The 19,728-nt window shown below is 69.7% G+C and carries 19 protein-coding genes; 8 read left to right on the top strand and 11 right to left on the bottom strand.

Annotated elements, in window-relative coordinates; genetic code table 11:
* The first annotated feature begins 72 nt into the window (after positions 1–72).
* From DVR07_RS20155 to DVR07_RS20140, 4 genes are all read left to right on the top strand, one after another.
* Positions 73–972, top strand: a complete 900-nt coding sequence (locus DVR07_RS20155) for a phosphatase PAP2 family protein (RefSeq protein ID WP_115799109.1) — start codon at positions 73–75, stop codon at positions 970–972.
* 103 nt (positions 973–1,075) lie between these two features.
* The gene (locus DVR07_RS20150) at positions 1,076–2,089 is read left to right on the top strand and encodes an alcohol dehydrogenase catalytic domain-containing protein (protein ID WP_115799108.1); all 1,014 of its coding nucleotides are present in this window, start codon (positions 1,076–1,078) and stop codon (positions 2,087–2,089) included.
* 57 nt (positions 2,090–2,146) lie between these two features.
* A complete protein-coding gene (locus DVR07_RS20145) occupies positions 2,147–2,521 on the top strand; it encodes a CBS domain-containing protein (RefSeq protein ID WP_115799107.1) in 375 nt (124 codons plus the stop codon).
* Between the two features lie 104 nt (positions 2,522–2,625).
* Positions 2,626–3,651 (top strand): Gfo/Idh/MocA family protein, encoded by a 1,026-nt coding sequence (locus DVR07_RS20140; protein WP_115799106.1) that lies wholly within the window; start codon positions 2,626–2,628, stop codon positions 3,649–3,651.
* On the opposite strand, the gene DVR07_RS20135 is transcribed toward DVR07_RS20140, so the two are convergent.
* The 5 genes from DVR07_RS20135 to DVR07_RS20115 all read right to left on the bottom strand — a co-directional run bounded on the left by DVR07_RS20135 (position 3,648) and on the right by DVR07_RS20115 (position 8,645).
* Positions 3,648–5,288 (bottom strand): alkaline phosphatase family protein, encoded by a 1,641-nt coding sequence (locus DVR07_RS20135; protein ID WP_115799105.1) that lies wholly within the window; start codon positions 5,286–5,288, stop codon positions 3,648–3,650. The genes DVR07_RS20140 and DVR07_RS20135 overlap by 4 nt on opposite strands.
* Positions 5,289–5,290: 2 nt before the next feature.
* Positions 5,291–5,509 carry a hypothetical protein gene (locus DVR07_RS20130; RefSeq protein WP_115799104.1) on the bottom strand — a complete coding sequence of 73 codons (219 nt, stop codon included), beginning with the start codon at positions 5,507–5,509 and terminating at the stop codon, positions 5,291–5,293.
* A gap of 4 nt (positions 5,510–5,513) precedes the next feature.
* The gene (locus tag DVR07_RS20125; protein ID WP_115799103.1) at positions 5,514–6,284 is read right to left on the bottom strand and encodes a glycosyltransferase family 2 protein; all 771 of its coding nucleotides are present in this window, start codon (positions 6,282–6,284) and stop codon (positions 5,514–5,516) included.
* A gap of 238 nt (positions 6,285–6,522) precedes the next feature.
* The gene (locus tag DVR07_RS20120) at positions 6,523–7,449 is read right to left on the bottom strand and encodes a glycosyltransferase family 4 protein (protein ID WP_240318910.1); all 927 of its coding nucleotides are present in this window, start codon (positions 7,447–7,449) and stop codon (positions 6,523–6,525) included.
* Positions 7,446–8,645: a DUF354 domain-containing protein gene (locus tag DVR07_RS20115; RefSeq protein WP_115799192.1), complete on the bottom strand. Its 1,200-nt coding sequence runs from the start codon at positions 8,643–8,645 to the stop codon at positions 7,446–7,448. Before DVR07_RS20115 ends, DVR07_RS20120 begins: the two co-directional genes overlap by 4 nt.
* A gap of 249 nt (positions 8,646–8,894) precedes the next feature.
* On the opposite strand from DVR07_RS20115, the gene DVR07_RS20110 reads away from it, so the two are divergent.
* Positions 8,895–9,188, top strand: coding sequence for a PadR family transcriptional regulator (locus tag DVR07_RS20110; protein ID WP_115799102.1), 294 nt, complete (start codon positions 8,895–8,897; stop codon positions 9,186–9,188).
* A 425-nt stretch (positions 9,189–9,613) separates the two neighbouring features.
* Here the strand turns inward: DVR07_RS20110 and DVR07_RS20105 are convergent, their stop codons facing one another.
* The gene (locus DVR07_RS20105; RefSeq protein ID WP_115799101.1) at positions 9,614–10,432 is read right to left on the bottom strand and encodes an aldo/keto reductase; all 819 of its coding nucleotides are present in this window, start codon (positions 10,430–10,432) and stop codon (positions 9,614–9,616) included.
* A 144-nt stretch (positions 10,433–10,576) separates the two neighbouring features.
* On the opposite strand from DVR07_RS20105, the gene DVR07_RS20100 reads away from it, so the two are divergent.
* Positions 10,577–11,122, top strand: a complete 546-nt coding sequence (locus DVR07_RS20100) for a 20S proteasome subunit A/B (RefSeq protein ID WP_115799100.1) — start codon at positions 10,577–10,579, stop codon at positions 11,120–11,122.
* A gap of 100 nt (positions 11,123–11,222) precedes the next feature.
* Positions 11,223–11,465, top strand: coding sequence for a SelT/SelW/SelH family protein (locus tag DVR07_RS20095; RefSeq protein WP_115799099.1), 243 nt, complete (start codon positions 11,223–11,225; stop codon positions 11,463–11,465).
* Between the two features lie 20 nt (positions 11,466–11,485).
* On the opposite strand, the gene DVR07_RS20090 is transcribed toward DVR07_RS20095, so the two are convergent.
* Positions 11,486–12,349 carry a hypothetical protein gene (locus tag DVR07_RS20090; RefSeq protein WP_115799098.1) on the bottom strand — a complete coding sequence of 288 codons (864 nt, stop codon included), beginning with the start codon at positions 12,347–12,349 and terminating at the stop codon, positions 11,486–11,488.
* 351 nt (positions 12,350–12,700) lie between these two features.
* Here DVR07_RS20090 and DVR07_RS20085 point away from each other — a divergent pair, with 351 nt between their 5' ends.
* Complete coding sequence (locus DVR07_RS20085; RefSeq protein ID WP_205411006.1) at positions 12,701–13,873, top strand: tubulin/FtsZ family protein; 1,173 nt, start codon at positions 12,701–12,703, stop codon at positions 13,871–13,873.
* Between the two features lie 37 nt (positions 13,874–13,910).
* Here DVR07_RS20085 and DVR07_RS20080 read toward each other — a convergent pair whose 3' ends face one another.
* From DVR07_RS20080 to DVR07_RS20065, 4 genes are all read right to left on the bottom strand, one after another.
* Positions 13,911–15,560, bottom strand: coding sequence for an ArnT family glycosyltransferase (locus DVR07_RS20080; RefSeq protein WP_115799097.1), 1,650 nt, complete (start codon positions 15,558–15,560; stop codon positions 13,911–13,913).
* A gap of 426 nt (positions 15,561–15,986) precedes the next feature.
* Positions 15,987–17,252 carry an ABC transporter permease gene (locus DVR07_RS20075; RefSeq protein ID WP_115799096.1) on the bottom strand — a complete coding sequence of 422 codons (1,266 nt, stop codon included), beginning with the start codon at positions 17,250–17,252 and terminating at the stop codon, positions 15,987–15,989.
* Between the two features lie 133 nt (positions 17,253–17,385).
* The gene (locus tag DVR07_RS20070) at positions 17,386–19,017 is read right to left on the bottom strand and encodes a potassium channel family protein (protein ID WP_115799095.1); all 1,632 of its coding nucleotides are present in this window, start codon (positions 19,015–19,017) and stop codon (positions 17,386–17,388) included.
* An 88-nt stretch (positions 19,018–19,105) separates the two neighbouring features.
* Positions 19,106–19,699, bottom strand: coding sequence for a GbsR/MarR family transcriptional regulator (locus DVR07_RS20065; protein WP_205254579.1), 594 nt, complete (start codon positions 19,697–19,699; stop codon positions 19,106–19,108).
* Positions 19,700–19,728 lie beyond the last annotated feature (29 nt).

Raw genomic sequence — 19,728 nt, 5'->3', positions numbered from 1 at the left:
GCGGCCGCAGTTTCGAAAGCCCTGCCCGGTCGCGGCCGTAACAGGGACACCGCCGAAACCCGTTCTCCCGGTGTGTTCGGAAGCGGACGCGGCGTCGGCGTCACCGACGCGCTGCACGGGTACGCGGAGTGGCCGGTCATCCTGCTGTTCGCGCTGACCACCCAACTGGGCGACGTCTGGTTCATCTTCCTGCTCGGCGGCGGGCTCTACGTGGCGGGCGACGAGTTCCCCCGCTGGGGAATCGACCGCCGGCGGGGGCTGTTCGTGGTCGGGCTGGTGCTCACCTACGTCGCTCTCATCGGGGTGCTCAAGCACATCTTCCTGCTGCCGCGTCCGCCGGGGGCCGGCGAACCGCCCGCAATCGCGTGGCTCCCGACGGGCCTCTCCCTGCTGCTCGAGAGCACCGCGACCGCCGACGGTCCGGGCTTCCCGAGCGGTCACGCGCTCGGAACGACGATGTTCTGGGGCGGGCTCGCGCTCGTCGTCGAACACTGGACTGCCTGGAAGCGGTTCGGCGCCGCCGCGGCCATCGTCGCGCTCGTCTCGCTCTCGCGGCTCGTGCTCGGCGTTCACTACCTCGTGGACGTCGTCGTTGGCGCCGCGCTCGGCGCAGTCGTGCTCGGCGCGCTCTACCTGCTGGCCGACCGCGGGACCGACCCCGTACGGGTGCTCCACGTCGCGGTCGCGGTCGGGGTGGCGGGCCTGCTCGTCGGCGTCACCTTCGACAGCGTGGCGGCCGTCGGCGGCGCGACCGGCGGCTGGCTCGTGTGGCGGGGCGTCGCCGACTCGACGCCGGCACACCCGACGAACAGGCGAGAAGTGGTCGCCGGGTTCGTCGCGCTCGTCGTCTCGGGCGCGCTCTTCGGCGCCGTCTACGCGCTCACCGCCTCGCACCTGATCACGTTCGTCGGCACCGCCGTCGCCGTCGGGGGCGCCGTCGCGGCACCGCTTCTGGGCGAGCGACTGGTCTGACCGCCGCCGGATCGGCGCGCCCCTACTGACTCGCCAGTCCGGCGCCGATGGCGATGCCGAGTAGTCAGCACCACTATTGCGCTCGCGGTCGAACCTCGATTCCATGCGCGCCGCAGCCTTCACCGAGCTGACCGGCCCGGACGGGGTATCGCTCGTCGAACAACCGACGCCGCAGCCCGGCCCCGGCGAGGCGGTCGTCGACGTCGAGGCGTGCGCCATCAACCGCCACGACCTCTGGATCCTCGAGGGCGACTCCGCGATGGTCGACGCCGACGACCTGCCCTTCGTCAGCGGCCTCGACGCGGCGGGTGAGGTCCGGGCCGTGGGCGAGGACGTGACCGCGGTCGACCCCGGCGACAGGGTCGTCCTGTGTCCGAACGAGACCTGCGGCACCTGTCGGTTCTGCCGCGAGGGGCCGGAGAACCGCTGCGAGAACTTCTCGCTCTACCACGGCGGGCTCGCGGAGGCCGCTCGCGTCGAGGCCGACCGGCTCGTCGCGCTCCCCGAGTCGGTCGACGCGACGACCGCCGCGGCCCTCCCGACCGCCTACATGACGGCGTTCCACATGCTCCGGCGGGCGGAGGTCGGCCCCGGCGACCTCGTCTTCGTCCCGGGCGCGACCGGGGGCGTCGGCGTCGCGGGCGTCCAGCTCGCCGACGTGTTCGGCGCCGAGACCGTGGGGACCTCCTCGTCGGCCGACAAGCTCGACCAGGTCGAGGCGCTTGGTCTCGATCATCCGATTCGGGGCACCGAGCCCGACGAGCTCCGCCCCGCGGTGCGGGACGTCGGAACGCCCGACGCGGTCCTGAATCACCTCGGCGGCCCCTACACGGAACTCGGTCTCGACGTGCTCCGCCGGGGCGGGCGGATGGTCGTCTGCGGTCGGACCGCGGGCGGTCGATCGGAGATAGACATCCCCGACCTGTTCCTGGGGCACAAACGGGTCGAGGGCAGCACGATGGGGACGCAGGCCGACCTCGAGACGCTGGTCGACCTGGTCGCCTCAGGGGAGCTGACCCCCGAAATCGAAGAGACGTACTCGCTCGACGAGACCGGCGAGGCGTTCGCGGCGATGCGGGACCGCGAGAGCGTCGGCAAGCTCGTCGTGACGAACTGACAGGTCGTCCGACCGCGCGGGGAAAGTCCCATATCCTCGGCATCCGTTGATAGTGGTATGAGTTCTACCGACAGGCCGACCGTCGAGGACGTGATGTCGACCCCGCTGGAGACGATTTCGAAGGACGCGACGGTCGAGGAGGCCGCCAAGCGGATGCGGGAGAAGGACATCAGCGCGCTCGTCGTTCCGACCACGCCGCGCGCGATCGTCAGCAGCACGGACGTGCTCGACGCCGTCGCCGACGGCCGTGACACCTCCGAACTGACGGTGTCCGACGTGATGACGTCCGACGTCGAGACCGCCACGCCCGACCTCTACATGGAGGAGGTCGCCGCGATGATGACCACCTACGGCATCAAGCACCTCCCGGTCGTCGACGACGACTACGTCGGGATGGTCTCCTCGACCGACGTCACCGCCCACCTCTCGTAGCCGGGACGGCTGTCGCCGGTTCGTCGCTCGCCACCCGGGAGCGTCCCGAACTCCGCTCGCGGCCAGACTAATCAAGGCGCGCCTCGTGGTGGGGACGAACACGGATGTCTCAGGCCGAGAAACTCAGAGTCGGCGTCATCGGCGGCGGCTACATCGGAACGACGGTCGGACGGCTGTTCAACCAGGACCCGCGCTCGACGGTGACCGCGCTGGCGGACGTCAGCGAGGAGACCCGCCGGACCGCCGGCGAGACCCTCTACGTCGGCGACGGCTCGCAGTACGAGGACTACCGCGAGATGCTCGACGCGGAGGGACTCGACGCCGTGCTCGTCGGGACGCCCCACACCCTCCACCACGAGATGGTGACCGCGGCGCTCGACCGCGACCTCCACGTCTTCTGCGACAAGCCCCTCACCACCGACCTCGAGGAGGCTCGCGACCTCGCCGAGCGCGCCGAGTCGAGCGACAGGGTGCTGATGGTGGGCTACCAGCGACACCTCAACCCGGCGTTCCAGACCGCCCGCGAGCGCTGGCAGGGCGAGGAGGGCGACGGACCGAACCCCGAACCGGACTACCTGAGCGCCGAGATAACCCAGGACTGGATCTCGCGGTTCGAGGACACGTGGCGGACCGACCCCGACCTCTCGGGCGGGGGCAACCTCTACGACACCGGGAGCCACCTCATCGACGGAGTGCTGTGGACCACCGGTCTCGTGCCGGAGCAGGTCAGCGCCGAGATGGTGTTCGCCGACGACGAGGGCCGGGTCGACCAGCGCGCCATCCTCACGGTCGAGTTCGCCAACGGCGCCCACGGCACCATCTCGGTCCACAGCGACGCTCCCTGCGTCCGCGAGCATATCCACGTCTGGGACGACGAGGGCGCGGTCTACCTCGAAGGTCGCCAGTGGGAGGAGCGCGAGTTAGAGCGCATCGACGAGGACAGCACGACGGTCGTCCCGTACATCGACCGGAGCAAGCAGCGCGACAAGGCCGAGGCGTTCGTCGACTGCATCGAGACCGGCGAGGAGCCCCCGGCCACCGCCCGGGACGCGCTGGCGGTGACCGCGCTCACCGAGGCGGCCTACGAGTCGGCCCGGAGCGGGGAGCGGGTCGCGGTGGAGTTGGACTAGTCGCCGGCCAACTCCCCGGCCACGTCCCGCACCGCCCGCTTCGCCTCGACCTTCCCGTCGTACCGCGCGCGCTCGGCGCCGACGTCGACCACGTCGTCGCGGACCTCGCCGTCCATCTCCTCGGGCACCGGCACGTCGAGCAGCGAGCACGCCGTGGGGGCGAAGTCGACCAGGTCGACCGTGACCCCGGTCTCGCTCTCGACCGGGCCGCCCCAGGCGTAGAAGACCCCGTGCATCTCGTTCATCGAGGTGTGCGACCCGGTCTTGGGCGGGTCTGCGAAGATGCGCTTGGTCTTCATCGTCTGGGGATACTGTATCTGGTAGCCCGGCGCGGGCATGCAGACCAGGTCCGGCCGCGTGTCGGCGTACTCGTCGCCGTAGACGTCCTCGCCGTACAGCACCGAGTCGATGACGCGGTCGCCGCGCTCGGGGTGCTCGATGGCGAGCAGTTCCTCGCGGAGTCGCTCGCGGACCTCGTCGTACTTATGGGGCGGAATCGCGCCCTCGTCGTGGTCGTCGGTGTTGAGGTAGACCTGGCCCCCGCTGGCGACCGTGAACGCCGCGGTGTCGCTCCAGTCGATGTCCTTCCGCGAGATGGTGAGCAGTTCCGCGAGGTCCGGGCCCGACCCGCCCCCGCTGGTCCGGGCGACGCCCATCTTGAGCTTCGAGAACAGGTTGAGCTCGCTCATCACCGTCTCGACCGCGTCGTAGACGTGGTTGTAGCCGAACTGCTTGAGCCGGGTCCACGGCCGGGACTTCAGGTCGAGGTATCCCGCGTCGTAGAGCCAGGAGTTGAGGTTGATTGTCTGGTACACCGGGCCGTGGCCGTGGTCCGACAGCAACAGCATGGTGTCCTCGTCGTCCATCCGCTCCATCACCCACCCGAGGAACTCGTCGTACAGTTCGAGCAGCTGGAGGGGTTTGTCCTCGTACCGGGCCGCCACCTCGGGGTCGTGCTTCGGGTGGGTCTCGTCGAGGACGTGGCCGAGCACGTGGAGGATGTTGTCCGGGCCGGAGAACACCAGCGAGTAGAAGTCGCAGGGGTACTCCTCGACCAGCAACTTGGCGACCTCGATGCGGTTGCGCTCGATGTCGAAGAAGTTCGTCAGCAGGTCGTGGAGGTTGCCCTCGTCGCTGCCGTCGTCGTACCCCTCGTAGGGGTCGACGTCGTACTCGCCGACGCGCTCCTCGATGTCCTGTTGGAGCTCGTCGGGAAAGGCGAACGACCCGGAGGGCGGCGTCGTGATGTTGTCCGAGATGTGGAAGCCGTCGGTCCGGGAGGGCGGGTAGCCCGGCATGACGTTCATCACGCCCGACCGCCGGCCCTCGGCGTCGAGGTACTCCCAGACCGGCACCGACTGGTCGCGGAGCGTCTCGGCGTTGACGAAGTCGGTGGCGTAGCCGCCCTCCTCCTTGAGCATGAAGTTGTAGACGCCGTGGTTGCCGGGGTTGCGCCCGGTGGCGAACGAGCTCCACGCGATCATCGAGAGCGGCGGCACCGTCGAGCGCGTGGTGCCGTCGGTGCCCTCGGCGCGCATCCGCTCGAAGGTCGGGAGCCGGCCGGCGTCGATGCCCCTGTCGACCAGTTCGGGCGGGACGCCGTCCAGCCCTAACACGTAGACTGAGCCGTCGCTCATCGTCACTTCTCGAGGTACCCCAGCTGTTCGAGCCGGTCCTCGACCACGTCGTCGTCGGCGCTGTCGGCGCCGGCGTCGGCCGCGTCGCCGCGCTCGATCTCGGCCGCGGTCGATTCGAGCACGTACGCGGCGAGGTCGGCGGCGTCGTCGAAGCCGTCGAGTCGGTCGGCGAGCAGTTCGTAGCGGTCGTCGAGGTCCGTGGGGAGTTGTATCGTGGACATAGTTCTATTGATTGCGCGAGCGCGAGGGGGTCGGTCGGCGGCGCTTCAGGAGTCGGACCAGGAAGAGCATGACCGCCAGCCCGTGCTTGACGGGGTTGTGGGTCTGGCCTTCGAGGTCGTCGTACCGGGCGTCGATGGCCCGCTCGGTGATGGTCAGTTCCTCGGTGGTCGCGGAGTCGATCATCTCGCTCTCGACGCCCATCCCGTCGGTGGTGATCGAGAGGCGTTCGAGGCACTCGGGCGAGAACGCCCGGTAGCCGCTCTGGGTGTCCGTGAGGTCCGAGCCGGTCACCCGGGAGGTGCAGTAGTCGAGGACCAGCTGACCGAACCGGCGGTAGATGGGCGTCTCGTCGAGGGCGTCGCCCGAGAGGTACCGGCTGCCGATGACCATGTCGGCGTCGCCCTCGACCACCGGCTCGGCCAGCGCGGGGACGTCGGCCGGGTCGTGCTGGCCGTCGGCGTCGAGCATGACCAGCGCGTCGCACTCGGTGCGGCGCGCGTGGGCGAAGAGGGTGCGCACGGCGGCTCCCTTCCCCCGGTTGGTATCGTGGCGAAGGACGGTCACGTCGGCCTCGGCCAGCAGCGCGGGAGTCCGGTCGGTGCTCCCGTCGTCGACGACCACCACCTCGTCGGCCCACCGCTTGACGCCGAGGACGGTGCTGCCGATGGCGCTCTCCTCGTTGTAGGCGGGGATGCCGGCGACGACGTGAGCGCTGCCGAGCGACTCCGCGACGGACTGGGCGGTTCGCCCGCCCTCGGCGACCTGTAAGCTCATGGTTCCTTCGGCGTATCCATCCGTTTCTCGCCACTTTGTTCTCCAGCGCCTAAATCGGAATAGCGGTCGTTTGCCCCGGTATAAGTCGTTCGTACGGCGATTGGCGGCGTTACGAAGCGGTACCCTGAACCTAGACGTCGGTAAAGTGAGTGTTTACCCGCCGGAGATGGCGTCGCTTACGCACGCCGCGAGACCGCGAAAAGAAGCGTAGGTGGTTCCACCCCAGGTTCAGGCCGCGTCAGACCACCGAGTCGTAGACTCCCTCGATGCGCTCGGCCATCCGGTCGAGCCCGATGTCCCGGACCGCCTCCCGGCCGTCGCAGGGCCGGGGGTCTTCGAGCACGTCGGCGAGGCCGGCGACGAGCTCGTCGTCGTCGTCCGAGACGCATGAGGGCGAGACGCCGTCGAGGCGGTCGGCCACGTCGCCCACGTCGGTCGAGACGATCGGGAGGTTACAGGAGAGCGCCTCCTTGACCGAGTTGGGCGACCCCTCGCGCTTCGAGGTGAGCACCAGCGCGTCGGCCGCGTTCATGTAGGTCGCCACCTCGGCGTGGGGGACGCCGTAGACGACCTGGAGCTCCACGTCGGCGTCGACCCGGTCGCTCGCCCGGTCGACGACGTGCCGGGCGCGCGGGTGGTCCTTCACGTCCTGCGAGGGCGGGTACGGGAACAGGACGTGGCGCTTGTCGTCGTCCCAGCCGAGATCCGCGCGGGCTTCCGACTTCGGCCGGGGCGCGAACCGGTCCATGTCGATGCCGTGGGGGATTACGTGGCACGGCTGGTCGAGCTCGTCGGCCATGTCCTCGGACATCACGATGACGGCGTCGCAGTAGCGGGCGCACTGCTTGGAGAGCCAGCCGTACTCGCCCATCAGATCGGTGCCCCACAGCGACAGTACCACCGGGAGCCGGACCTGCGCGAGCGCGGCGGGCGCGGTCAGCCCGTAGTTGGCGTGGACCGCGTCGTAGCCCTCCAGCGACTCGTTGATGACCTGCGGGACGAACCGGAGGTAGTCGCCGACCGACCGCTCGGTCACGTCCTCGCGAGCCACGTGGTCGCCGGGCGGCTTCATCGTCGCGCAGTTCACCCCGCGGCGCTCCAGCACCTTCGTCTGCTGCTGGAAGAACCGGGCGTCCTCGTTCGAGACGAGATTGAGGACGTTCACCGTCTCCCTCCGCCGTTTCGGGTCTCACTCTCGACCTCGCCGCCTCGGCCGCCGTCGCTCCGGACTGTCTCGGTCCCCAGCGCGACCGCCCGGTCCCTGCCGTCCCCGCGCGGCGAGAGGCCCGAGACCCCGCCGATGCTGCCGGACGAGTCCCCGCCGCTCGCGCCGACCGTCTCGGCGACGTCGACGACCACCTCGGTCAGGTTCACCTTGTCCTCGATGAAGTCGTCGCGGAGGTTGCGCCAGCGCTCGTCGGCGCCGTCGTCGGCCAGGATGTCGGTCGCGGCGTCGAGCACCGCGTCGAACTCCCGGAGGTTGTAGATGAGTCCCGCCCGTTCGAGGTCGACGAAGTTGCCCATGTCGTCGTCGCCGACGAAGGAGTTCGAGCGGATCGCCGGCGTCCCCAGCAGTGCGGCCTCGGTCACCATCGTCTGTGTGTCGGCCACCAGCAGTGAGGCTTCGGCGAGCGCGTCGTGGAGCAGCGCCGGGTGGAGGTCGAACGGCCGGGCCGGCGCCTCGTCCAAGTTCATGTCGCCGCCCTCGTCGGAGACGAAGACGGTGGCGCGCTCGGCGAGCCGGTCGACCAGTTCCCGGCGCTTCTCGGGGGTGAAGCCGGCCTGGCCGACGTCGTGGTGCGAGCCGAACGCGTTCAACCGGACGACGGCGAACTCCTCGTCCGGCCCGACGTCCAGCTCCTCGCGGATGTCGGTCTGAGGCTCCCACTCCTCCGGGTGGAGATAGGCGCATTCTTTGAACCCCCGGAACTCGTAATGTTTCTCTCCGAGGTCCTTCTCGAAGGTGTGGGGCGTCAGCACCGCGTCGGCCAGCGGGACCGAGATCGCGTGGTCGAGGTCGGTGTTGCCCGAGTCGTCGACCAGCACGACGGGGACCCGTGTCACGGTACCCGCGAGCGCGGCGTACGCGCCACGGCCGAACACGCAGTCGGGGTCGTACGACAGCGCCCGCCGGACGATGTTGACCGCGTGGCTCGGCAGTTCGCGGACCAGCGAGAACTTCTCGGTGTCGCACCGGCCGTACAGCTCGTACGGGGTGTCGTAGTAGTCGAGCAGCGCCTCGGTGCAGCCGTAGTCGCGGGCGAGGACGAGCGTCTCGTGGCCGCGGTCGGCCAACTGCGCGACTGCGCGCCTGTACTGGTGGACCTGCGCCGGCGTGTTGGCGAAGAACAGATACTTCATGGTGGTGTCAGCCGGCCGGCACCCGCGCGGGGTCCGGCGGTCGGTGACCGGCAGTTCCGCCCGAACGGCCATTGTTATACGGCGCCTGAAGCCCCTCCCGGTCCGGGGACGCGGTCCCGTCGGGCGAGTCGCCGGTCGCCCGGACCGGCGGCCGCGATCTCCGCACAAAAGACGCGTTTCCGATCGAATGATGATTTTACTGGCCGCCAGACTTATAATTATACGCGAGCTATCGACTATCCGTAACTCATGCACGACCTGACTGGTTTCCAGCGGGACCTGCTGTACGTCATCGCGGGAAAGGACGAACCGCACGGCCTCGCCATCAAGGAGGAGCTCGAGACGTACTACGAGAAGGAGATCCACCACGGCCGGCTCTACCCGAACCTCGACACCCTCGTCGACAAGGGGCTGGTCGAGAAGGGCCAGCGCGACCGCCGCACCAACTACTACGCGCTGACCGACCGCGGCAGCCGCGAGATCGAGGCTCGCCGGGAGTGGGAGACGGGCCACCTCGACGAGACGTCGTCGATCACCGCGTAGTCCCGCGACCGCACGAACGCGAATCTCCCCCGTCGTTCGATTCTCCACCCGCGCGCGGCGGTCCCGCACGCCGTCCCGGCGCCGTCAGGTGCCCTCCCGTGACGTTCCGAAACCCAGCGACAGCGTTCCCCGCGTCCGCTCAGGCCGGTCGGATGTCGGATTCGTCGACGACGTCGGGCTCAGGCGCACCGGGGTTCGGCCCGCGGTAGGCCCCGCGCAGCGAGAGCGCCAGCGCACCCAGGCCGAGCAGGAGTGCGAGCGATGCGACTACCAGTCGAGTTCGCGCTACAGTCGTACCGGTAGCTACGCCGGGAGGTGGCTCAAAGTAGTCGCGGGACGGCGTGGCACGCCGGACGGAGCCCCACGGAGAACGCCCGTCGTCTCCGGAGACCGACGCGAACCGGTTCCGCGCACCGGTCCCGACCTCACACGCCGAGCCGCCCCCGGAGGTACGACGCGCCGGTCCGGAGCCGCGAGGGGCGCTCGATCCGGGCCATCTCGGCGTCCGTCAGCTCGAAGTCGAACACCGCGAGGTTCTCCCGGAGGTGTCGCTCGCTCGTGGACTTCGGGATGGCGACGACGCCGTCCTGCTGGACGACCCACCGGAGCGCGACCTGGGCCGGCGACTTGCCGTACGCGGCGCCGAGTTCCCGGAGGACGTCGTCCCGGAGGATGCCGCCGTGCGCCAGCGGGCTGTACGCGGTCAACAGCACGTCGTGGGCCCGGCAGTAGGCCCGGAGGTCCCGCTGGGGCCGGTAGGGGTGGAACTGGATCTGGTCGGTGAAAACCGGCGCCTCCGAGGCGGCCCGGGCGGTCCGGAGCCGGTCGACGCCGAAGTTGCTCACGCCGATGTGGCGCGCGAAGCCCTCTCGCCGGCAGTCGTTCAGGCCGGCCATCACCTCGCCGACGGGCGCCAGCGGATGGGGCCAGTGGATGAGCAGCAGGTCGACGTACTCGGTGTCGAGTTTCACCAGGCTCGACGCCACCGAGTCCCTGACGGACTCCCGGTCGGTGTTGCCGGGCCAGACCTTCGTGGTCAGGAACACGTCCCCGCGGTCGACCGACGACTCGGCGATCGCCCGGCCGACCGCTCGCTCGTTACCGTACGCCTGCGCGGTGTCGACGTGGCGGTAGCCCAGGTCCAGCGCGGTCCGCACCGCGCGCCGGCAGGTCGCTCCCTCCATCCGCCACGTCCCGAGCCCCATCTTCGGGATCCGCTCTCCCTCGACCGTCTCGTACTCCATGCCGCCGGATTGGGTGCGAACGGGCAAAGTCGTGTGGGCGGTTGCGACGCATTCCCGACGAACTCTGGGGGTACAAGGCGCCGAATCCGCCACCGTCCCGCACTCGGCAACAACGCACTTCCCGGCGGCGGCCCTTCACCCGACATGGCAACCATCGTGGGCATCGAGGTGGACGGCGACGCCGTGCTCGCGGGCGACCGACGGCTCACCGAGGGCGGCACCGTGTCGAGCGACTCCAAGCGCCACGTCTTCGACCTCGACGGGGTCGGCGCGGCCGCTGTCGGTCCCGGTGGCGACGTCGACGAGTTCCGGCGACGGCTCGACGCCGAGGTGGGGTCCTACGAGACCGAGCACGGCGACCCGATGGGCATCGACCGGCTCGCCAGCGTCGCCGGCGACATCGCGGCCGAGGAGGGCGTCGAGGCCGTCGTCGCGGCCCGTGACGGCGACGACGCACCTCGCATTCGGGGAATCGACAGCGACGGCGGCGTCATCGGCGACGACGCGGTCGCCTTCGGGTCGGGCGCCCAACTGGCGCTCGGCGTCCTCGACGGCCGGGAACACAGCATCAGCCCCGACGACGCCGAGGAACTGGCCCGGGACGCCGTCGACGCCGCTGCCGACCGCGACACCGACACCGGCGGCGAGGTCGACGTGTACCGGCTCGACGGCGACTCCGACCTGGCGTGAAACGGCTGGCCGTGACGCTGTAGCCGCGCGGCCGTGGACCGGCCGCGTTCTGGGTTCTCACATTCCTTTAAGGACGTTCGGACCCTACGTGCGAACGACCATGACGCGAGTCGAAATCGAGTTCTGCGTCCCCTGCGGGATGCTCGACCGAGCACAGGACGTCCAGCACGCGCTGCTCTCCGAGTACGGCGAGCGACTCGAGTCGGTGGCGCTGGTGACCGGCGATAGCGGCGTATTCAAGGTGCGCGTCGACGGCGACCAGGTGTTCGACAAGGACGAGGACGAGTACGACGTCGACGCCATCGTCGAGTTAGTCGGCGAGCACGTCTCCGCGGCCGCGTAGGTCGGCGCCCCCGTCGGCGGTCACGCCGTCGTCGTTTCGGTCGCGTTAGCCACCGCCTGTCCGTACCAGTCGGGCCGCTCGACCGTGGTGTTGCCGACCGCGGTCACCTGCACGGTCCGGGAGACGACGGCGGGCCGGTCGCGGAACGTGGTGCGGTAGCGCTGCTGGAAGCTGCGGACGACGCCGTCGGCGTCGACCACGGCCACGAACCCGTACCGCGAGCGGTGGTGGTGGGCCGACGGCGACCCGGACCGGCCGGTCGAGGCCACCTGGAACAGCGTCGTCTCGCCGCGCTCGAACCGCTGGACGACCGCGGTGTCGGTCGTGCCGACTGCGCTGTACAGCAGTTCCCACTGGCGGTCTACTTGGAACGGCGCGCGGTCGCGCGTCGTTCGCCGGTAGGTCGGGTCGCCGTCGCCGTCCTGCCGGGCCGTCACCGCCACCGTCTCGTTGGCCCACACCGCGATGTCGTAGCCGGCGAGGCCCGGCGTCCGGGACTCGTTCGACCGCGAGGCCGACAAGACCGCGTAGTACGACGACCCGCCGGGCGCGACTCGGGTCGCGGTCACGGTGTGGGTGATTACCGTCCCGTTGGGGCGTTGCATCGTGTAGGTCGCGGTCACTGTGTACGAGGTGTTCCGGAGGGTCGCCCGGTGGGCGTCCGCGAAAGCCAGCGGGTCTGTCACCCCCTCGGCCGACAGCCCCGGCGGGTACTCGGTCGCGTTCTCCTGTGCGGTCGTCGTCCCTTGCGGTGCCGACGCCACTGGGGAGTCGGGTGTCATCGACCCGGTCGTCGACCCGGACGAGACCGGGGCCACCCACGCGGTCGACACCGCGCCGCTCGCTCCCAGGGCGACGAGCAGGACGAGGAGGGTGCGCTTCATGGCTCCGTCTCCACCGACGTTCTTGATGAATTTCTAACTACTCCTTTGGCTCACCCTGCGCCCGCCTAAGTTGTGCCTCCCGATGGCTGGAAACGGCTCGGTACTCCTCCTTCGAGGCCGAAGCGGGGGAATTCGGCTGTCGACCGGTTCTCGAAGCGTTACGCGCGCCCTGACGCGGCGACGTCTCGCTCAGAAGATAAAACCGTACTGAGGATTTATGACCGTCCCCGTGGTCCACCCCGCAGGGGGTTACGGAATGTCTCACAACCAGTACGGGGGCGACTTCGGAGTTACAGGTGCCGCCGACGCCGACGACAGGCACCGATTGACCGGCGCGAGGGGGTGGTCGGCGTGAAGCTCGCGATGATCGGCTTCGGCCAGGCCGGCGGCAAGATCGTCGACAAGTTCATCGAGTACGACCGCCGGACCGGCGGCGAGGCCGTGCGGTCGGCGGTGGCGGTCAACACCGCGAAGGCCGACCTCGTCGGCCTCGACCACGTGCCCGAGGAGAACCAGGTGCTCATCGGCCAGGCCCGCGTGAAGGGCCACGGCGTGGGCGCGGACAACGAACTCGGCGCGGAGATCGCCGAGGAGGACATCGACGAGATCCAGGGAGCTGTCGACAACGTCCCTATTCACGACGTCGACGCGTTCCTCATCGTCGCGGGGATGGGCGGCGGCACCGGGTCGGGCGGCGCGCCCGTGCTCGCGAAGTACCTCAAGCGCATCTACACCGAACCCGTCTACGGGCTGGGCGTGCTGCCGGGTCGCGACGAGGGCGGCATCTACACGCTGAACGCCGCGCGATCGTTCCAGACGTTCGTCCGCGAGGTCGACAACCTCCTCGTGTTCGACAACGACGCCTGGCGCGAGGCCGGCGAGAGCGTCGGCTCGGGCTACGACCGCATCAACGAGGAGATCGTCGAGCGGTTCGGGGTGCTGTTCGGGGCGGGCGAGGTCTCGCGGGGCGACGAGGTGGGCGAGAGCGTGGTCGACTCCAGCGAGATCATCAACACGCTCGCCACCGGCGGGGTCTCGACCATCGGCTACGCGGCCGAGGCGGTCGAGAACCCCTCGGGCGGCCTGCTCTCGCGGTTCAAGAGCGACGGGACCGGAGAGGTCGACTCGACCCACGCGACCAACCGCATCACCAGCCTGGTCCGGAAGGCCGCGCTGGGTCGGCTCACGCTGCCCTGCGAGATCGACAGCGCCGAGCGGTCGCTGCTGGTCGCCAGCGGCCCGCCGGAGTACCTCAACCGGAAGGGCGTCGAGAAGGGCCGCAAGTGGCTCGAGGAGCAGACCGGCTCGATGGAGGTCCGGGGCGGCGACTACCCGGTCGACGGCGCCGACCGGGTCGCCGGCGTCGTGCTGCTGTCGGGCGTCTCGGAGGTGCCCCGGGTCGATGAGCTCCAGGACGTGGCGGTCGAGACCCAGGACAACATCGACGAGATCCGCGAGGAGAGCGACCGGAACACGACGGACCTCATCGAGGACGACGACGGCGAACTCGACCCGCTGTTCTGAGCGGCCGGTCGCGTTCGCCGTCGGCTATCGCCGACCGCTATTTGCTCGGGCTCTGCTCGCCCGATTCCTGTCCGCTTCCCGACTGGCCGCCCGACGCCCGCTCGTCGCCCAGCACCTCGAAGATGATGACGCCGTCGTTCTCGTAGACCGTCCGGTACTTCGGCGAGAGGTGCATCGACATCGCCAGCTTGCTGGTGCGGTGGTCCTGCATCCCGCGGACGGTGAACTCCCCCTTCGGCAGGTAGATGTAGTCGGGTTCGACGTTCTCCTCCGCCAGCGTCTTCGACATGCAGTGGGCGCTGTTGCACCAGGAGATGTCCTGGAACAGCCCGAGCTGCCGGCTGTACGGCTCGTGGCCCTTCCACTCGACGCCCCACGGGCCGACAAGCATCGTCCGGTGGGTCTGCTGGGGGAACCACTCGGCGGCGTCGCCCTGGACGACGAACGTGGCGCTCCGGTCCGTGTTGTCCTGGACCCACTCCATCGCCTGGACGTCGTCGTGGGTGATGAACTGGGGGAGCGACGGGCTGCCGGCGTGGGCGTCGGCCGCGCCGGTCGCGTACATCGCGCCGCCGGCGAGGCCGACGGTCGCGATGAACACGAGCGCGGCCGTGACGACGCCCCGGCGGCCCACGCTGAACGGCGACTCGCGCTTGAGCCATGGGCCGACCGCCTCCAGCAGGACCACGGCGATGATGAGCGCGCCCACGGTGATCGACAGCCGCGCCTTGCCGAACGCGAGCACCACCGCGACGAACCAGACCGGGAGGAAGTACCGCTTCTCCTTCAGGAGGTACGCGATGCCGAGCAGCGGCACGACGGCCCATATCTGTTCGACCAGCGTCCCGTGGATGTTGAGGTTGACGACCGCCTGGAGCGTCTTGAGGCCGCCGCCGATGCCGCCGTGGGTGCCCGCGGCCCCGGTGAACACGTCCACCCCGTGGTGGGCCATCACCTGCGCCCACCACGGCGCGGCCAGCAGGATGCCGCCGACGCCGACGACCGCGCCCCGGACGAGCCCCCACAGCGTGCGGTCGAACCCGAGGAACAGCAGGAAGTACGACAGCGCGAAGAAGGCGGTGTAGAGGGGATGGGTGAGGACGGTGAGCGTGAACAGCGCGAGCGAGGGGACGACCCACCGCTGGTCGCGGTCGCGGTAGAGCCGCACGCCGGCGTAGATGCCCGCCAGCGCGAACAGGAAGGCGGGCGCCCGGACGATGCCGCCGGCCGAGATGTGCCACTGGAGCACGGGCGGGCTGACGGCGACCACGAGGCTCGCAAGGGCCGCTTCGGGCCGGGAGTCGAGCAGGTCGCGCGCGAGGAGGTACATCGGCACGAGGTAGAGGATGCTCACGATGCCGGGCAGGAACCGCGAGATGGTGATGGGGTCGACGCCGGTCAGGTCCCGGATGACCGCCACCGCGTAGAACATCAGCGGCGGGTACGCAAACGGAACGCCGTCGCTCGTGTAGTAGGGTATCGTCTCGGGCAGCGCGTAGCCCACTTCGGAGATGCGCTCGGCGATGAGGAGGTAGAGCCCGGCCCCGAACGAGGGGTAGGGGTGCGAGCGGAGGTAGAAGTAGACCAGCAACGTCGTCGCCAGGAGCGCGGGCGCGAGCCAGACGAACTCCCGTTTCCAGCCCTGCTCACGTACGTTCGTCTTCTGTGCGAGGTTCTGTTCAGTCATTGGAGGAGTCTCCGCGTCCAAACGGACGCGCTCGGTCTCGTCGGTGGCTTCACGACGGGGCTCCTTTGTTATCCAGTGGCTATTCCGGAACTCGACGTCGGTCGCGCGCGGCCCGGCGTCGTTACTCCGGAGCGGCCGGGGTTCAAGGCCGGATTTCGTGCAGAACGGTTCGAAACGAACCGCCGGATTCGGCCGCGTGCGGCCGTCTCGTCCGGCGCCACGGGACCGACTCGCACGGACGACGCGCCGCTCGTCGGCGCGTCCGGAACTCGGTTCTCGGTCCGCCACGAAGAGTTCAGATAACTAACAACTTCCGTCAGGCGGCGTCTACGCGCCCCGCGCTTGCGACGCCATCTCGTACGTAACCCGGCGAACGGAGACGGCCGAGCCGGCCGGTCGCTCCGCGGGGCCGCCCGACGACCCCGGTCACTCGTAGCGGAGCGCGTCGATGGGGTCGGTGTGGGCGGCGTCCCAGGCCGGGTAGAGCCCGGCGAGCACCCCGACCACGACGCCGACCCCGACCGCCGCCACGAACCAGATGGGCTGGAACGCCAGCGGGAGCCCGATGGCCTCCGCGCCCGCGTACCCGCCGGCGACGCCGACCACCGCGCCGAGCGCGGACCCGAGCACGCCGAGCATCACCGCCTCGACGAGGAACAGCTGGAGGACGTCGCGGTTCTGTGCGCCGACCGCCTTCATGATGCCGATCTCGCGGGTGCGCTCGGTCACGCTCACCAGCATGATGTTGGCGATGCCGATGGAGCCGACGACGAGCGAGATGACCGCGATACCCGAGATGTAGGCGGTGAACGTGCTGGTCAGCTGCTTCACCTGGCCGACGATCTGGTCCTGGGTCGTGACCTCGAACTGGTAGGACTGGGACTTGAGCTGGCGGGCGTCGGACCGCTCGCCCAGGTAGTTGTACACCCGGCCCTGGACCGCGTCGACCCGGCTCGGCGACTGTGCCTTGACGAGCAGCCGCCCGTAGACCAGCTGGCGGGTCTGGAGCGAGGGGCTCGTCACCGTCCGCTCGTAGTAGGGCCGGGCCGGCGCGTAGATGGCGGGCTGGGCGCTGCCCTGGCTGAAGCCGAGGATGTCGCCGCCGCTCTTCGGCCTGACGATGCCGGCCACGGTGGCGTTCAGCGTCTCGCCGTTGGCCGCCCGGGTGAACGAGACGTTCTCGCCGACGGTGACGTTGTCGGCGAACATCCGGGCCGCGGGCCGGTTCAACACCACCTCGCGCTGGCCCGTCCGGAACGGTCGTCCCGACTGGAACGTAATGTTGCGCGCCCGGAAGTAGCCGGGCGAGGACACCGTTATCCACTGTCTGCCCACCGACGAGTTGTTGTGGGTCACCGACGTGGCCGCGATGCCGCTCTCCGGTGCGATGACCTCGACCCCATCGAGTTCGCGTATCTGCTCGACGTCGTGCTGGGTGAAGACGACCGACCCGCCCGCGCTCCCGAGCGACGGCACCCTGCCGTCGCCGGGCGACTGGGCGGTCACGTACATCGTGGCGGCGTTGCCGCCGGCCACGGTCCTGATGATGTCCGCCTGGAGGCTGGCTCCCAGCGTGACGAACGTGATGACCGCCGCGACGCCGATGATGACCCCGAGCGTCGTCAGCGTCGACCGAAGCTTGTGTTCCCGGATGTTGCGCCAACTGATTCTTGCCCCTTCGATGACGTTCATCGTTCCCCCGACCCCGCGTGACCGCTGTGGGTGGACCGAGTACGGGACCGAACGACAAAAACCCCCGAACCGAAACCCGGCGTTACCGGACCCGTCACCGGGACCCGCCGGGGATATCCCTCCCGTACCGCGATCAGTTCGCCAGCGTCGTGAACCGGTTGACGCCCTCGTCGGGGCCGGCGACGACGACGGCGTCGCCGCGCTGGAACCGGAAATCCGGGCCGACCTCGGTCAACACGTCGCCGTCGCGCTCGACGGCCACGACCGTGCAGCCGGTCCGGGCCCGGACGTCGGCCTCGGCGAGAGTCTGGCCGACGAACCCCTCGGCGGTCGTCCTGACGATCTCGACCTGCTTGTCCATCGAGATGACCTCCTCGCGCTCCAGGATGGTCGAGGCCAGCATCCGACCCGAGACGGTCGCCAGCGCGAGGACGTAGTCGGCGCCGGCGCGGTAGAGCTTCTGGACGTTCCCGGTCTCCTCGGCCCGGGTCAGCACCTCGACGTCGGGGTTGAGGTCTCGCGCGACCAGCGTCCCGAACCCGGTCAGGGTGTCGTCGGCGATGGTGAACACCACGGTCCGGGCCTGTTCGATGCCCGCCTCCTCGAGCGTCTCGGGGTCGGTCGTGTCGCCCACCACGTCGACGCCCGGCTTGTCCTCGATGTCGACCACCGTGTAGGAGATGTTGGCCGACGCGAGCGCGTCGGTGACCGTCGACCCGACCTCGCCGTGGCCGACGACGAGCACCGTTCCCTGCCGGGGCCGGTGGGCCTTCGAGCTCGTGAACTCCTTGAGCCGTTCGAGCTGGGACTGGCGGCCCGAGACGAGCAGTACCGTCCCGGCGTCGAGTTCGAGGTCGGGGGAGGGCGGCGTCTCGAACTCGCCGCGGACCCACGCGCCGATGACGTTCGCCCCCGACCGCTCGCGGATGCCGCTCTCGGCCAGCGTGTGGTCCGCGATCTCGCTCCCGCGCTGGACCGGGAGCTCGGCGATCTCGAAGTCGGCGCCGATCTCGACCGCGTCGCCCAGCTCGGTCGAGACCGCGGTGGTCACCTTGTCGGCCAGGCTCTCGCCGACCAGTTGCCGGGGCGAGAGCACCTCGTCGACGCCGGCGAGCTCGTGGTAGGTCCGCTGGTCGGGGTCCTCCACCACGCTGACGACCCGGACGTCCTCGGCGGCCTCGTGGGCGGTCAGCACGATGCTCACGTCGACCTCGTCGCTGGCGTCGGCGACGAGCGCGGTGGCCGCGCCGAGGTTCGCCGCCTCCAGGGTCTCGACAGACTCGGGGTCGCCGTGGATGACCGAGTAGCCCGACTCGTAGAGGCCCATCGCCCGGTCGCGGTCGGGCTCGACGATGACGTACTCGACGTCCCACGACTCCAGTTCGGAGATGAGCGTCTCGGCCCGCGGCGAGTAGGTGCAGATGACCACGTGGTCCGCCATGTGGTCGACCGCGGTGGGGAGCGTGGTCGAGAGCGCGTCCTCGAACAGCGGGACGACGAACACCGGCAGCGCCATGAAGATGAGGATGACCCCGGTCAGGTCCATGATCATCACCAGCACGTTCATCTCCGGGGTCGCCCACGGCGCGTCGGAGCCGTACCCCGTGGTCGTGAACGTCTCCACGACGACCTGCAGCGAGTGGTAGAACGGCTGGGGCCGCCCCTCGTAGACGGTCATCCCGTAGTCGTAGACCAGCGCGTAGACGACGAAGACGACCGCGAGCGTCGAGACGTAGTAGAGAGTCCGCCGCTTCCAGGAGGCCATTGGGTGGTCGTTTTCGGGGGAGGATATAAGGGATTGGGGTCGGGCGGCCCCGACCGTTCGGAAGCAGTTCCCGGGTCGGCCACCGGACCTACTCGCCCGACCGGAGCCGTCGGAGCACGCCCGCGATCCTGTCGAGCGACGAGCCCGTCAGGACGGTCACCGCCGTGTCGGCCTTCTCGTAGAGTCCCTGCAGCCTCTCGACCTTCTCGAGGTCGCGCCGGGCGCGCTCGGAGTCGGCCGCCCGGAGCGTCTCGGCCGCGTCGTCGAGCGCCCGGTTCATGATGCGGATCTCGCTGCGGACCTCCTGGGTGAGGAACTGCTGGCAGACGTGCCAGAGGTCGGTCTCGGCCTCGAAGTAGGCCCGCTTGCCCTCGCCGGGGATCGACCGGCGGTGGACGAAGTGGTACCGCTCCAGCGCGGTCATCGCGGTGCTGACCGTCGACTTGGCGTAGTCGCTCCTGTCGACGAGGTCGTCGAGCGACAGCGGTTCCTCGGCGAAGAACAGCAGGCCGTAGAGCCGGCCGTAACTCGGCTTGATGCCGTAGACGTCCGCGGCCCGCGCCAGCGCCTCGACGACCTCCTCGCGGGCCTCCCGGACGGCGTCCTCGTCGGTCCCGCTCTCGTCGCCGGGGGCGGAGTCAGCTTCGACGTCTGGCTGGGAGTCGGTGTTCGGGTCGGTCATTCGGTGTCGAGCGGAGGTAGGGCACCGAA

Source organism: Halorussus rarus, assembly GCF_003369835.1.
GTDB classification, from domain to species: Archaea; Halobacteriota; Halobacteria; order Halobacteriales; family Haladaptataceae; genus Halorussus; species Halorussus rarus.
The sequence above is the reverse complement of the archived record's forward strand: the minus strand, read 5'-3'. Positions and strand labels throughout refer to the sequence as shown.